15 protein-coding genes are annotated in these 13,194 nt (G+C 76.8%); 12 read left to right on the forward strand and 3 right to left on the reverse strand.

Annotated features, from left to right (window positions below):
• Nucleotides 1-108 precede the first annotated feature (108 nt).
• The 3 genes from SK069_RS10090 to SK069_RS10100 all read left to right on the forward strand — a co-directional run bounded on the left by SK069_RS10090 (nt 109) and on the right by SK069_RS10100 (nt 2,815).
• Nucleotides 109-915: a helix-turn-helix domain-containing protein gene (locus SK069_RS10090; protein WP_319954095.1), complete on the forward strand. Its 807-nt coding sequence runs from the start codon at nt 109-111 to the stop codon at nt 913-915.
• 64 nt (nt 916-979) lie between these two features.
• On the forward strand, nt 980-1,423 hold the full coding sequence (locus SK069_RS10095; RefSeq protein WP_319954096.1) for a PaaI family thioesterase: 444 nt from the start codon (nt 980-982) through the stop codon (nt 1,421-1,423).
• Between the two features lie 81 nt (nt 1,424-1,504).
• Nucleotides 1,505-2,815: a tetratricopeptide repeat protein gene (locus SK069_RS10100; protein ID WP_319954097.1), complete on the forward strand. Its 1,311-nt coding sequence runs from the start codon at nt 1,505-1,507 to the stop codon at nt 2,813-2,815.
• Nucleotides 2,816-3,047: 232 nt separating this feature from the next.
• Here the strand turns inward: SK069_RS10100 and SK069_RS10105 are convergent, their stop codons facing one another.
• Complete coding sequence (locus tag SK069_RS10105) at nt 3,048-3,626, reverse strand: TetR/AcrR family transcriptional regulator (protein ID WP_319954098.1); 579 nt, start codon at nt 3,624-3,626, stop codon at nt 3,048-3,050.
• Between the two features lie 87 nt (nt 3,627-3,713).
• Between SK069_RS10105 and SK069_RS10110 the strand changes: the two genes are divergently transcribed.
• The 7 genes from SK069_RS10110 (at nt 3,714) to SK069_RS10140 (ending at nt 9,181) form a co-directional block, all read left to right on the forward strand.
• A complete protein-coding gene (locus tag SK069_RS10110; protein WP_319954099.1) occupies nt 3,714-4,226 on the forward strand; it encodes a PaaI family thioesterase in 513 nt (170 codons plus the stop codon).
• Complete coding sequence (locus SK069_RS10115) at nt 4,223-4,705, forward strand: PPOX class F420-dependent oxidoreductase (RefSeq protein ID WP_319954100.1); 483 nt, start codon at nt 4,223-4,225, stop codon at nt 4,703-4,705. The genes SK069_RS10110 and SK069_RS10115 overlap by 4 nt, the downstream gene beginning before the upstream one ends.
• 249 nt (nt 4,706-4,954) lie before the next feature.
• Nucleotides 4,955-6,265, forward strand: a complete 1,311-nt coding sequence (locus SK069_RS10120) for a glycerophosphodiester phosphodiesterase (RefSeq protein ID WP_319954101.1) — start codon at nt 4,955-4,957, stop codon at nt 6,263-6,265.
• Nucleotides 6,266-6,310: 45 nt separating this feature from the next.
• On the forward strand, nt 6,311-6,811 hold the full coding sequence (locus SK069_RS10125; protein ID WP_319954102.1) for a GNAT family N-acetyltransferase: 501 nt from the start codon (nt 6,311-6,313) through the stop codon (nt 6,809-6,811).
• Nucleotides 6,812-6,938: 127 nt separating this feature from the next.
• Nucleotides 6,939-7,751 carry an endonuclease NucS gene (gene nucS / locus SK069_RS10130; protein ID WP_319954103.1) on the forward strand — a complete coding sequence of 271 codons (813 nt, stop codon included), beginning with the start codon at nt 6,939-6,941 and terminating at the stop codon, nt 7,749-7,751.
• A 76-nt stretch (nt 7,752-7,827) separates the two neighbouring features.
• Complete coding sequence (locus tag SK069_RS10135) at nt 7,828-8,505, forward strand: hypothetical protein (RefSeq protein ID WP_319954104.1); 678 nt, start codon at nt 7,828-7,830, stop codon at nt 8,503-8,505.
• A 94-nt stretch (nt 8,506-8,599) separates the two neighbouring features.
• On the forward strand, nt 8,600-9,181 hold the full coding sequence (locus SK069_RS10140) for a hypothetical protein (protein WP_319954105.1): 582 nt from the start codon (nt 8,600-8,602) through the stop codon (nt 9,179-9,181).
• Here SK069_RS10140 and SK069_RS10145 read toward each other — a convergent pair.
• Nucleotides 9,114-10,193 (reverse strand): CARDB domain-containing protein, encoded by a 1,080-nt coding sequence (locus SK069_RS10145; protein WP_319954106.1) that lies wholly within the window; start codon nt 10,191-10,193, stop codon nt 9,114-9,116. The genes SK069_RS10140 and SK069_RS10145 overlap by 68 nt on opposite strands.
• Nucleotides 10,194-10,321: 128 nt before the next feature.
• Nucleotides 10,322-11,392, reverse strand: a complete 1,071-nt coding sequence (locus SK069_RS10150; protein ID WP_319954107.1) for a CARDB domain-containing protein — start codon at nt 11,390-11,392, stop codon at nt 10,322-10,324.
• Between the two features lie 116 nt (nt 11,393-11,508).
• Here SK069_RS10150 and SK069_RS10155 point away from each other — a divergent pair, with 116 nt between their 5' ends.
• Both SK069_RS10155 and SK069_RS10160 read left to right on the forward strand, forming a co-directional pair.
• Nucleotides 11,509-12,180 (forward strand): MBL fold metallo-hydrolase, encoded by a 672-nt coding sequence (locus SK069_RS10155; RefSeq protein WP_319954108.1) that lies wholly within the window; start codon nt 11,509-11,511, stop codon nt 12,178-12,180.
• A gap of 66 nt (nt 12,181-12,246) precedes the next feature.
• Nucleotides 12,247-13,014, forward strand: coding sequence for a crotonase/enoyl-CoA hydratase family protein (locus SK069_RS10160; RefSeq protein WP_319954109.1), 768 nt, complete (start codon nt 12,247-12,249; stop codon nt 13,012-13,014).
• Nucleotides 13,015-13,194: the final 180 nt, after the last annotated feature.

A 13,194-nucleotide genomic window follows, 5' to 3' on the forward strand; every position in this document is an offset into this window, starting at 1 on the left:
CGATCACGCGGCCGGCGCCCGCCCCGCCGTCCCCGCGTCCCGTCGACGCGCCGCGCGACGACCCCGGAGGTCGTGGTCCTCGCGACCCGCGCCGCCTACGATCGCCCCATGAGCACGATCGCCCCGCCCGAGCAGCCGGTCGGCGAGCTCCTGCGCGCCTGGCGGGAGCGCCGTCGGCTGAGCCAGCTGGACCTCGACGCGTCCGGCGTCGTCTCGGCCCGCCACCTCAGCGCGCTCGAGACCGGCCGCTCGCGACCGACCTCGCGGATGATCCTCCACCTCAGCGAGCACCTCGACGTGCCGCTGCGCGAGCGCAACCGCCTGCTGCTCGCCGCCGGCTACGCGCCGGCGTACCCCGAGTCGGCGCTCGACGCCCCGGGCATGCGCGCCGTCCACGAGGCGATCGAGCTCGTCCTCGACGGCCTGCGGCCGACGCCCGCGCTCGTGGTCGACCGGCGCTGGGACCTCGTCGCGGCGAACGCGGGCCTGGCGCCGCTCCTCGACGGCCTGCCGCCCGCCCTGCTCGAGCCTCCGGTGAACGTCCTGCGCCTGGCGCTGCACCCCGACGGCCTCGCGGGACGGACGGAGAACCTCGCGGAGTGGCGGGCGCACCTCCTCGGGCGTCTCGCGCGCGAGGTCGACGCGTCGGGCGACCCGGACCTCGCGGCGCTGCTCGACGAGCTCGTCGCGCTGCCCGGGCCGGCCGGGGCGGACGGCGGGGCACCCCGCTGGCCCGGCCAGGTCGTCGTGCCGCTCGTCCTGCGCCACGGCGACCTCGTCCTGCGGCTCATGTCGACGACGACGGTCTTCGGCACCCCGCAGGACGTCACCGTCGACGAGCTGGCGATCGAGGCGTTCTTCCCCGCCGACGCGGACACCGCGGCCGCGCTGGCGGCCCTCGACGCGGGGCGCTGAGGGGCCGGGGACCACGACCTCGCAGGTCGTGGACGCCGCGACGCCGGAGCGCGACGCTCCCGGCATGAGCGAGACCTCCACCCAGACCCGCAGCGAGACCATGCGCCGGTTCCTGCCCGCCTCGCCGCTGCCGACGAAGCTCGGGATCCGGCTCGACGCCCTCGAGCCGGAGCGCGCCGAGCTCTCGATGCCGTTCGATCCGGAGAACGTCACCCTCGCCGACGTCGTGCACGGCGGCGCGATCGCCGCGCTCATCGACACCGCCGGCATGGCCGTGACGTGGTCCGACGACGCGGTGCCCGAGTCGCTCGAGGGCTCGACGATCTCGATGAGCGTCGAGTACGTCGCGGCGGCCCGTGGCCAGGACCTGCGAGCGGTCGCCACGACGATCCGCCGGACCCGCGCGCTCGTCTTCAGCGAGGTCGCCGTGACCGAGCCCGACGGCCGGCTCGTCGCCCGCGGCTCGGTGATCCAGAACGTCGGCCCGGCGACGCGCGCCGGGGGATGACCGGCCGCCCGCGGACCGCGTGCCCCGCGCGGTCCCGGGCCGGCGGCGAGCGGCCTTGCGCCCCTCGCTACCCTCGGAGGGATGGTCGCTCCCGTCTTCGACATCGAGCACGCGCTCGGGCTCCTCGAGCTCCAGCCGCCGTTCGAGAAGCGGGACGTCCAGCAGGCCCGCCGCACGCTCGCCAAGCGCTGGCATCCCGACCTGGCCCCGCCCGGGCGCCAGATGGAGCACGAGCGGCACCTGAAGGCGATCAACGAGGCCGCCGACCGGCTCGAGCGGCTCGCCGAGGGCTCGCACGGCGGCAAGGTGTCCGTCAACGCGGTGAAGGTCAACGCCGCCGCGGCGCGCGCCGCGCGCGAGGAGGCCGGCCGCCGCGCCTACGAGGCGTCCCAGGCCGCGGCGGACCGCGAGCAGCACGACCCGTTCGGCAGCCGGATGCCGGACCACTCCGTCGTGCACCGCTACGCGCGCTGCGTGTCGTACCCGGAGTGGGGCGTCGGCAGCGTCACCGGCGTGTACTTCACCGGCGAGGGCGACGACGTCCAGCAGTTCGCCCGGGTCCAGTTCCAGATCGGGATCCGCACGGTGCCGGCGGGGACGCTGCAGTTCGTCGACTTCTCGAAGCCCGACCCGGGCGCCGAGCGCGTGCAGCGGTTCCTCACCGCCGCGCAGCACGCGCTGGCCGAGGGGGAGTTCGCGGTCGCCGCCAAGCGGCTGCTCTACGCGCGCGACGCCGATCCCGGCAACACCGTCGTCCTGCGGCTGCTGACGATCGCGCTGCTCCAGGCCGAGGACCTGCCCGCGGCCGGCCGGGCGGTGCGCGACTGGCTGCGGGCCGAGGGCACGCGCCCGGCGCCGCACCGCTTCGCCGCGCGGATCTACGAGGCCCAGGGCGCGACGATCCAGGCCGAGGAGGCCGCCGCGCGCGTCGTGACGCTCGCGCCGGCCGACGGCGCGGCCTGGGAGCGCCTGGGGCGGCTGCGGCTGCGGCTGCACGACCGCGGCGGCGCCCTCGACGCGCTCGAGCGCGCTCGGGTCCTGGACCCGACCGTCGAGGGGCTGCTGGACCTCGCGCTGGCCGCGCACCTCGTCGGCGACCTCGGCCGCCAGGTCGACGCGTGTCGCCAGGCGACCGAGCTCGCGGACGAGGGACGGGGGCACGGGCGCGACGAGGACGGCGATCCGCTCGCCGACGACGCGCGGGTGGACCCGGCGCTCCGCGCCCGTGCGTGGTCGCGCTACGCCCACGCGCTGGCGCGCACCGACCGCACGAGCGAGGCGCTCGAGGCGTGCGACCGCGCCGTCGCGCTCGCCCCGGACGACCGCGAGGTCCGCGAGCTGCGCGACCGCGTCCGTGGTCGCGTGCCGCGCGAGCTCGCCGCCGCGGGCTGAGTCCGCCTCCGGTGGATCGGGGCCCCGGGCGGCTCCTGCGAGAGGGAGCGCCGTCCGCCGCGGGCAGATACCCGCGGATGTGGCGGATCGTTGCCCGCGTTGCTGCGTGCGTGGTTCGCCGTGGGCGACGATCCGCGTACGGCGCGGATCGTCGCCCCTCCCGCGAACCTTCGGGGGGCGGGCGTGGCCCCGCGCATGGCGCGGACCGTCGCCTCGGCGGGCCGGCGCGGTGTCAGCGTCGCGGGACGCTGACGCCGTCGAGCACCGCGTGCAGCTCCTCGCGCACCGCCTCGACCGGTTCCGCGCTGCCCTGCGCGCGGGCCAGCAGGACCGCGCCCTCGAACGCCGCGAGCAGCAGCGTGGCCAGGGACCGCGCCCGGGTCGCGTCGACGCCGTCGGCGGTCAGCGCCCGCTCCAGGCGATCGGTCCAGTGCGCGAACGCGGCCCCGGCCGCCTCGCGGGCGCCGGGGTCGGCGGCGGCCTCCGACGCCGCGGCGGCGACCGGGCAGCCGCCCCGCAGATCGGTCCCGGCCAGGACGTCCTGCCAGTGGTCGACGAGGAGGTCGACGAGGCGGTGCCCGCCGAGCGGCGCGGCCTCGGAGATCCGGCGCGAGAGCGCCCGGCCGGCGTAGGCGACGACCTCGGCGCTGAACTGCTCTCGACCCCCGGGGAAGTGGTGGTAGACGGAGCCGCGCGGCGCGCCGCTGTGCGCTAGGACGTCGGCGAGCGCGGTCGCCGAGACGCCGCGCTCGCGGAAGAGCGTCGCGCCGCTCTCGAGCATGCGCTGGCGGGCGTCGGACCGGCGGGGCATCGTTCTATGCAGTCTCGCATAGTACGATCCGGCGCAGGGTTCTATGCGCCGATGCATAGAACGTCCCGAACCGCGAACGGAGCCCCGATGTCCGAGACCGTGCCGACGACCGCCGCCCGCACCCGCACCGTCGAGTGGCAGGACCCCGCACCCGCCCTGGCCGCCGCGCCCGGGATGACCGGCTTGGAGTTCATGCGGGCCGTCTGGGCCGGCGAGGTGCCGCCGCCCCCGATCAGCGCGCTCCTCCGGATGCAGGGCACGAACGCCGACGAGGGCACGGTGACGTTCCGCTGCGACCCCGACGAGTCGATGCTCAACCCGCTCGGGACGGTCCACGGCGGCGTCATCTGCACCGTGCTGGACTCCGCGATCGGCTGCGCGGTCCACACGACCCTGCCCGCGGGCGTCACGTACACGTCGATCGACCTGAACGTCTCCTACCTCCGCTCGCCGAAGCCGGGCGCGGTGCTCGAGGCCGTCGGGACGGTCACGAAGCCGGGCCGGCGCGTGGCCTTCGGCGCCGCCGAGCTGCGCGACGACGAGGACCGGCTGATCGCGACGGCGACCGGCTCCTGCCTCGTCATGGACCTCCGCGGATGACGGGGCTGCGCCGCCGCCTCGTCACGGTGGCGAAGGGCCCGCTCCAGGCGGCGCGCTCCCCGCGCGCCGAGGAGGTGCTCGCACGGCCCGTGCGCCGCGAGGAGACGTTCGCGAGCCTCGCGGGCGGCGACCACGTCCTCCTCGTGACGTACACGCGGGACGGTCGCGCGATCCCGACCCCGGTCTGGTTCGCGCTCGACGGCGACCGGACGCTCTACGTCTGGACGGAGATCGGCGCGGTGAAGGTCAAGCGGCTGCGCCGCGATCCGTCGGCCCTGCTGGCGCGCTGCGACGTGCGCGGCGTGCCGCTCGGTGACCCGATCTCCGCCCGCGGCCGGGTCCTCGACACGCCGCAGGAGCGCGAGCGCGCCGAGCGCGTGGTCCGGTCCAGCTGGAGCCTCGGCCAGCGGCTCTTCGCGCGCGGCGCGGACCGGCTGACCGACGTGCACTACCTGGCCTTCGAGCCGGCGACGCCCTGATCAGGCTCCCCTGGAGATCGGCCGCGAGGAGACCCGAGGACCACGCGATCGAGGACGAGCCCGCGGCGCCCTGATCCAGGATCCGCTGACCATCGGCTGCGAGGCGACCCCGAGGACCAGGGGTCCAGGACCAGGCCGCGCGTCCGCGCGCGGCCAGGAAGGAGGCGCGGCCCGGACTCCGCTCCGCCGGCCGCCGAGGTTCACGACGGGATCACACGCAAGCGCGAGGATCGCGATCGACTGCCGAGCGTGCACCCCCTCCGCGTCCCGTCCCCCCGCGGGCGCCGGTCGGCGGTCGCCCTGCTCGCGATCGCCACCGGCCTGCTCGTGTCCTCCGCCGTCCCGCCGCCCTCCGCCGATGCCTCCCGCGGCCATCCGAGCGCGACGGGCCGCGCCCCTGCGGGCCACCCCGGCAGCGCGCGAGGCGACGCCCGGGACAGGGCCCGGCCCGCTGCGCCCTGGGCCCGTAGCGGTGGTGTCCTCGGCAGCGCCCACGAGCGTGCGGTCTACGCCCACCGGGGCGCCTCCGGCTACCGCCCGGAGCACACCGAAGGTGCCTACGAGCTGGCGATCGCCCAGGGCGCCGACGTCATCGAGCCGGACCTCGTCCTGACGAAGGACGGCGTGCTCGTCGACCGCCACGAGAACGAGATCTCCGGCACGACGGACGTCGCGAGCCGCCCGCAGTTCGCCGCCCGCCGCACGACGAAGGCGATCGACGGCGTCCCGGTCACGGGCTGGTTCACCGAGGACTTCACGCTCGCGGAGCTGCGGACGCTGCGCGCGAAGGAGCGCCTGCCCGAGCTGCGGCCGGCGAACGTCGCCTTCGACGGTCGCTGGCGGGTGCCGACGCTCCAGGAGGTCGTCGACCTCGCGCGCCGCGCCAGCGCCCGCACGGGGCGCACGATCGCGCTGGCGCCCGAGATCAAGCACTCGACGTACTTCCACGGCATCGGACAGGACCCCGAGCGGGCCCTCGTCCGGCTGCTGCGTCGCAACGGGCTGGACCACCGTCGGGCGCCGGTGATCGTCCAGAGCTTCGAGGTCGGCAACCTCCGCTGGCTGCACCGCCACAGCCGCGTGCGGACGGTCCAGCTGCTCGACGCGGCCGGCGGCCCGTTCGACGCGCCGGAGCGGACGTACGCGCAGCTGGCCACGCCCGCCGGCCTGCGCGAGATCGCCCGCTACGCCGACGCGGTCTCGCCGAACACGGGCCTCGTGATCCCGCGCGACGCGGCGGGTCGGTCGCAGGCGCCGACCTCGTTCGTCCGTGACGCGCACCGCGCCGGCCTGCCGGTCGTCGTCTGGACCTTCCGTCGCGAGAACGCGTTCCTGCCGCTCGAGCGTCGCGCCGGCACCGACCCGGCGACCCCCGGTGACCTCGCCGGATACCTGCGGCAGGTCCTCGACCTCGGCGTCGACGCGCTCTTCACCGACAACCCGGACGTCGGCCGCGCCGCGGTGCGCGCGTTCGAGGAGGAGCATCGCGGCCGTGGTCCCGCCGACGGTCGGCCGGGACGCGGGACGGGGGACGAGCGGCCCGGCCGGGGCACGCGCTGACCGGCGATCGGGGGCCGGCGGTCCGCCGGCCCGTAGGCTCGCCCCGTGACCGTCCTCACCGGGGAGCACGTCCTCCTGCGTCCCGTGCGGCCCGCCGACGGCGGGCCGCTGCGCGCGATCCGCGAGGAGCCCGGCGTGGCGCGCTGGTGGGGCCCCGTCACCGACGACCGGTGGCCCCTGGCCGACGACGAGACGACACGTCGCTGGGCGATCGAGCACGAGGGCACGATCGTCGGCCTGATCCAGGACTGGGCCGAGCAGGACGCCGACGTCCGACACGCCGGGATCGACCTCTTCCTCAGCGCCCGGGTCCGCGGACGCGGCCTCGGGCCCGACGCGATCCGCGCGCTCGTGCGCCACTGCGCCTCCGAGGGGCACCACCGGATCACGATCGACCCGCAGGCGGCGAACGCCGCGGCCGTCCGCGCCTACGAGAAGGTCGGCTTCCGCCCCGTCGGGATCATGCGCCGCCACGCGCATGACCCGCGGACCGGCGCGTGGGTCGACACCCTGCTCATGGACCTCCTCGTCGAGGAGCTGCGCTGAGGCGACCCATGCAGGTCGCCCGGCGCGGATCCTCGGCGTCGGCCCCGAGCGCCGTGCCGCGCGACTCCCGCGGCGGGCTCCCGCCGGCCGCGGCTCCATCCTCGCGCGGCGCTACGGTGCCCCGTCCATGCGCCTGATCGTCGCCCGCTGCGAGGTCCGCTACTCCGGTCGTCTCGAGGCCCTCCTGCCCGAGGCGCTGCGGCTGCTCATGATCAAGTCCGACGGCTCCGTGATGGTCCACGCGGACACCGGGGGCTTCAAGCCGCAGAACTGGATGACCCCGCCGACGGTCATCGAGCTCGAGCGCGGCGGGACGCCGGTCGACGAGGCGCCGACCGGCTTCGTCGGCTCGCTCGCGGGCCGCGACGCCGCGGCGCTCGCCGAGGACGGGGACGGCCCACCCGCGGCGGCCGCGACCGTGGGGACGGGGGACGCCGGCGCGCCGCTGACGAAGATCGTCGTGCGCAAGCGGGCCGGCGCGACCGAGGACCGGCTGGACATCGTCATCTCCGAGGTCGTCTCGGACGTCTTCCACGACATGGGGGAGGCGGCCGCGCTGGAGAAGTCCGGGGTCGAGCGCGAGCTCCAGGAGCTCCTCGCCGACGCGCCCGAGCACTGCGGCGAGGGCTTCCGGCTCGTGCGGCGCGAGTGGCCGACCGACATCGGCCCGGTCGACCTCATGTGCCGCGACGCGGCCGACGGGTGGATCGCCGTCGAGATCAAGCGCGTCGGCACGATCGACGCCGTCGAGCAGCTCACCCGCTACCTCGAGCGCCTGCGCGAGGAGCCGGGCATGGCGCAGGTCCGCGGCGTCCTCGCCGCGCAGTCGGTGAAGCCGCAGGCGCGGACGCTCGCCGAGGCGCGCGGCCTCGGCTGGGTCGAGGTCGACCTCGCCGTCCTGCGGGGCGAGCGGCTGCCCGCCCTGACGCTCTTCGACTGAGGCGCGCCCTCCTCCGGACGCGATCCGGGGGCGAGGAGCCGCAACCGGCCGGCCGCCTGCGTCGTACCCTGAGCAGATGGTGGAGGAGGACCCACGTCCGCGGCTGGGGTGGATCGATCCGCTCGTGGCCGACGAGCACCCGTCGCTGGCGCTGCTCTGGCTCGAGCTGCCGGTGCGCTGGATGCGGCGCAGCCCGCGCTGGATGCGCGACCGGCTGGCCACGCTGTCGGGCCGCGTCGACGGCGCGGCGGCGCTCGAGCTGCGCCGGCAGGACATCCCCGCGGCCTGGCGCGTCTTCTACCGCCACGTCGGCATCGACCCCGACGAGGACCAGACGCCGATCGAGGCCGCGTACCACGCGCGCCTGCGCTGGGGCGGGTTCCGCAGCCGGGGGATGCCGCGCGACGTCCTCACCACCGCGCTCGTGGAGACCGGCGTGGCCCTGTGGGCCGTCGACGCCGACCGCACGGCGGGCGAGCTGGGCGTGCGGCTGTCCAAGCCCGGGGAGCTGCTCGGGGCCGGCGAGACGGAGGCGCCGGCCGGACGGCTCGTGATCGCCGACGAGCACCGCGCGCTCGCGCCGCTGGGCGGCGAGCCGCCCGCGGAGCTCGCCGTGGCGAAGGGCTCGACCCGGGCGATCGTCTACGGCCTGCAGTTCACCGGCATCCCGTCGATGCACGTCCACGAGGCCTTCTGGACCGCGTCGGAGCTCCTGGGTCCGCCGGTCGCGGCGGATGCGGCGGTCGACCGGTGATCGCGGTGCGGATGCGGTGGTACCGGCGGGACGGCGGTGGTACGGTCGAGGCGCGGATCGGCGGCGCCGGTCCGCGGAGGAAGGAGAGGTCGACGTGCCGCTGACGCACCCACCCACCCCCCTGCCGTCCCTCGAGCCGGTCTCGGCCGCGGACGCCCGCCGGCAGCTGCGCGAGCAGATCGCGCGGCTCGAGCGCGAGCTGTCCGACGCGCAGGCCGAGCGCTCGCGCCACGACATCTCGCCGCTCGTGCGGACGCGGACGCGCTCGCACGGCGCGCGCCTGCTGTCGCTCGGGCAGCTCGAGGAGATCCGCGACGCGCTCGTCGACGCCCGGTCGGAGATCGGCGACGCGAGCGCGGAGATCGAGGCGCGTCGGCTGCTGCTCGACGCGATGCGGGAGAACCCGCGCGCGTTCAAGGGCCGCAAGCTCACGAGCCGCGACCTCGGCGAGCCGGGCTGCCACGTCTACAAGGTGGCGCCGGTGCTCGGCGTCGTCGGCCGGTTCACCGGCTGGTGGCGCGTGAAGGTCTCCTCCGGCTGCCCGTTAGCCCGGCGTCGTCCCGGCAGGCGCTGCCCGCCCGGGCGAGGAGGACCGCCCCGCCGCGCGCTCAGCGCCGGCGGGTCGCGACGCTCAGGACCGTCGAGCGGTTGCGCGTCGCCGCGTCGTCGGCCGTGAGGCGCACCCGCACGCGCACGCCCGTCCGCGTGCGCGACGACGTGCGGACCGGGATCCGGATCGTGCGGGTGCGCTTCGCGGCGAGCTTCCCGAGCTTCACCGTCCTCCGGACGACCCGGACGCCGCCGCCCGCGCGCACCGCCAGGCGGACGTTCGTCGCCGCCCCGCGCCCGATGTTCATGACCTTCACCGCGACGCGCACGACGCGCCCGGGACGGACCGTCGGCGGCTGCGTCATCCGGACCCGCAGCAGCGGCTTGCGGCGCTTGGCCGGCGTGACGTCGAGCATCCCGTAGTCGGCGTCGCCGCCGATCGACGGCGTCGACGCGACGCCGGGGGCCGTCAGCGTGCCGGCGACGCGCAGGCCGAGGGCGGCGGGCAGGGCCAGGACCCGGTTGAGCTGCGTGCAGAACTGGCCGTCGCTGAACGAGCCGGATCCGGAGGTCACCGCGACGGTCGCCGGGACCGGCTGCTCGCTGCGGGCCGCGAGCGTCACCGCACCGCTGTCGAGGTCCAGCGCGCCGGCGTAGCCGACGGGCGCGCCCGCGCCGCCGCTCGACGTCCGCGACGGCACGGAGACCGCGGCGGTGCCGAGCCGCAGGACGACGGCCGGGGCGCGACACACGACCGCGCCCTGGTGCTGCGCGGCGGGCAGTCCGTCGAGGCGCACCTCGAGGTCGAAGGTCCCCCGCAGCGCGATCGCGCGACCCGCGCGGTCCAGCGTCCCCGTCAGCGGGCCGCCGGCGCGCAGCGTGATCGTCGCGCGGCCGCTCGAGGACCGCTGCTCGAAGGTCGGCAGCGCGATGCCCGACGCCGGGATCGTCACGGTCCGCCCGTCGTCCTCGACGGTCCCCGTGAGGCGGCCGGTCGCCGGGCCGCCCTGGTCGCGCACGCTGCCGAGCGTGACGGTCGCCGAGGAGAGGTCGATCCGCAGGGGCGTCGCGGCGTGCGCGGGCGCGGCGACGCCGAGCGCGAGAAGGGTGGTGAGGCCGAGGGTGGAGGTGCGTCGCATGGCTGCCGGGCGGGAGGGGCGGGAACCCGGGTGGTCCCTTCACCTCCCGTTCGGCGGCCGGGCACGCGACGGCGAGGGATCGGCGGCCGACTCGGCCAGCCGTCCACTCGCCGCGCCGGCGGCCGGAGCTACCGGGTCAGGCGCAGGCGCACGCCGCGGGTCCGCGGGTCCACGCCCTCCGCGCGGCTGGTGACCCGGACGAGCGGCCGGCGCGAGCCCTCGTCGGTGGTGCGGACCCGGAACGTCACCGTGGCGCTGCGCTTCGCGCGCAGGCGCTTGATCGTCTTGCGCGGGTTCGTCACCGCGACGGTGCCGGGCGCCGTGGCGGCGAGCTTCACGTTGCGCGCCTCGGCCGACCCGGTGTTCGTCACGCGCACCGTCACGCGCGCGGTGCGTCCCCGCGGGACGGCCTTCACGGCCGAGAAGCGCAGCCGCAGCCGCGGCGTGCCCTTCGGCCGGTAGGGGATCGTGCCCGGCGCGGAGACGACGCCGCGCAGCTGCATCCCGAGCAGCGCCGGCAGCTTCAGGTCGCTCGACAGCGTCGAGCAGACCTCGACGTCGCTGCGGCTGCCGCCGCTGGCGCTCGTGGCGACGAACGGGGGCAGCTCCGTCGCCCGCCCCGCCGCGAGCACCACGGCACCGCTGCGGTTGTCCAGCGTGCCCGGGTAGACGATCGGCTCGGCGACCCCGAACGTCGGGACGCTCACCGGTCCCGGACCGAAGTCGAAGTCCAGCCCCGACCAGGAGCAGGTGACCGGTGCGGCCTTCTCCCCGGCGGCCAGGCCGGTGATCCGGGCGGTGCCGTCGAAGCGGCCGCGCATCGTCATCGTGCCCTTCGCGGCGTCGATCTCCCCCGACAGCGGACCGAGCGCGGCGAACGAGAAGCGCACGTCGGCGGTGCCCCAGCGCCAGCCGACCGCCGGCAGGCGGACGCCGGCCTGCGGGACGAGGAAGCTCTTGCCGTCGTCGGCGATGAGGCCCCCTGCGAGCACGCCGGTCGCCTGCGCGTCCGGGGTCTGCGGGGTCGTCGGCGGCATCCCGGCGATGTCGCGCGCGCTGCCGACCGAGAGCCGCGCCTCGTCGAGTCGCACGTCGATCGCACCCGCCGCCTGGGCGGCCGCCGGGACGAGCGCCCCGAGCAGGACCAGCCCGCCGATCGTCGTCGCCGCGCGTCGCGCGTCCCGCTGTCGTCGTCCCATGGTGTGCGCTCCCGCTCAGGGGCCCGAGGGGGTCCGGGCCGGTCCGCACGCTACCAACGGCGCCCCGCGCGGGACGCCGCTCGGTGGGCCGTCCGCGCGGCAGTAGGCTGCGGCCGATGCGCGAGGTCGCCGAGGACGTCTTCCACCTGTCGCTGCTGCCGCGCGACGCCGTCAACGCCTACCTCGTCGGGGACGTGCTCGTCGACGCCGGGTACGCCGCGCTCGCCAAGCGCGTGCTGAAGGCCGTGCGCGGGCGCGCGGTGGCCCGGCACGTCGTCACGCACGCCCACGTCGACCACGGCGGCGGCAGCCGGAAGGTCGCCGAGGCGCTACAGGTCCCGGTGCTCGCGGGCGAGCGCGACGTCGCCGCGATGCGCACGGGCGAGATGGTGGTCGACCTGCCGGGGCCGCTCGAGAAGGTCGTCTCGCGCTACGGCCGGTTCCCGGGCGTGCCGCAGACCGAGCCGCTGGCGATCGGCAGCGAGGTCGGTCCCGGCTTCGTCGTCCTCGACACGCCCGGGCACAGCCCGGGCCACGTGAGCCTCTGGCGCGAGCGCGACGGCGTCCTCATCTGCGGCGACGTCGTGAACACGATGTCGCTCGTCACGACCCGGCCGGGGCTCCAGGAGCCGCCGGCGATCTTCACGCCCGACGTCGCGCGCAACCGCGGGTCGGTCCGCGAGCTCGCGGCCCTCGAGCCGCGTCTCGTGCTGGCCGGCCACGGCCCGATCGTCCGCGACGCGGCCGCGCCGCTGGCGGCGCTCGCGGCGCGCCTGCCGCAGGACTGACCACGTCGGCGGGACGGCCCGCGTCCCGCCGTCCCGCGTGCGCCCGCGACGTGCGAGGCTGCGCGCATGGGGTCCGACACCACCGTCCGCACCACGCGCCACGACGCGATCCTCGAGATCGCGATCGACCGGCCCGAGCAGCGCAACGCGATCGACAAGGCCACGGCGGAGGCGCTGGGCGCGGCGATCATCGAGCTCGAGCAGGACGACGCGCTCGTGGTCGGCGTCCTGACCGGCACCGGCGGCGGCTTCTGCGCCGGGATGGACCTCGGCGCCTTCGCACGGGGCGAGCTGCCGCTGACCGAGCGCGGGTTCGCGGGCATGACGATCGGCCGCCCGGGCAAGCCCGTGATCGCCGCGATCGAGGGCTTCGCGCTGGCCGGCGGCCTGGAGCTCGCCCTCGCCTGCGACCTCATCGTCGCCGCGCGCGACGCCCGCCTGGGGATCCCCGAGGTCAAGCGCGGCCTCGTCGCGGCGGGCGGCGCCCTGCGTCGCCTGCCGGAGCGCCTGCCGCTGGGCGTCGCCACCGAGCTCGCGCTCACCGGCGACCCCCTCGACGTCGACCGGGCGCAGCAGCTCGGCCTCGTGAACCACGTCTCCGCGCCGGGCGCGGCCCTCGCCGACGCGCTGGCGCTCGCGGCGCGGATCGCGGCCAACGGGCCGCTCGCCGTGGCGGCGAGCCACGAGATCCTCCGGGCCGGCGTCGACTGGACCGAGGAGCAGTTCTGGGCCGAGCAGGGGCGGATCGCCGGGCCCGTGCTCCTGTCGCGCGACGCGCGCGAGGGCGCGGTGGCCTTCAAGGAGAAGCGCGCCCCGGTCTGGGAGCGCCGCTGAGGCGCGGGCCGCGAGCGGCTCCGACCGCCGCCGGGTCCGGACGACGTCCTGTCGTCCGCGGTCGCCCAGCGGTCGACGGCGTGTCCGGGCCCGCGGGCGCCGAGCCGGGGGATACGGTCGGAGCGTGCTCCTGCGCCACGACGCACGCGCCCCCGGCCGCTCGCCGCGGTGGACGCCGTC

This window comes from Patulibacter brassicae, assembly GCF_033949425.1.
Taxonomy (GTDB): Bacteria; Actinomycetota; Thermoleophilia; order Solirubrobacterales; family Solirubrobacteraceae; genus Patulibacter; species Patulibacter brassicae.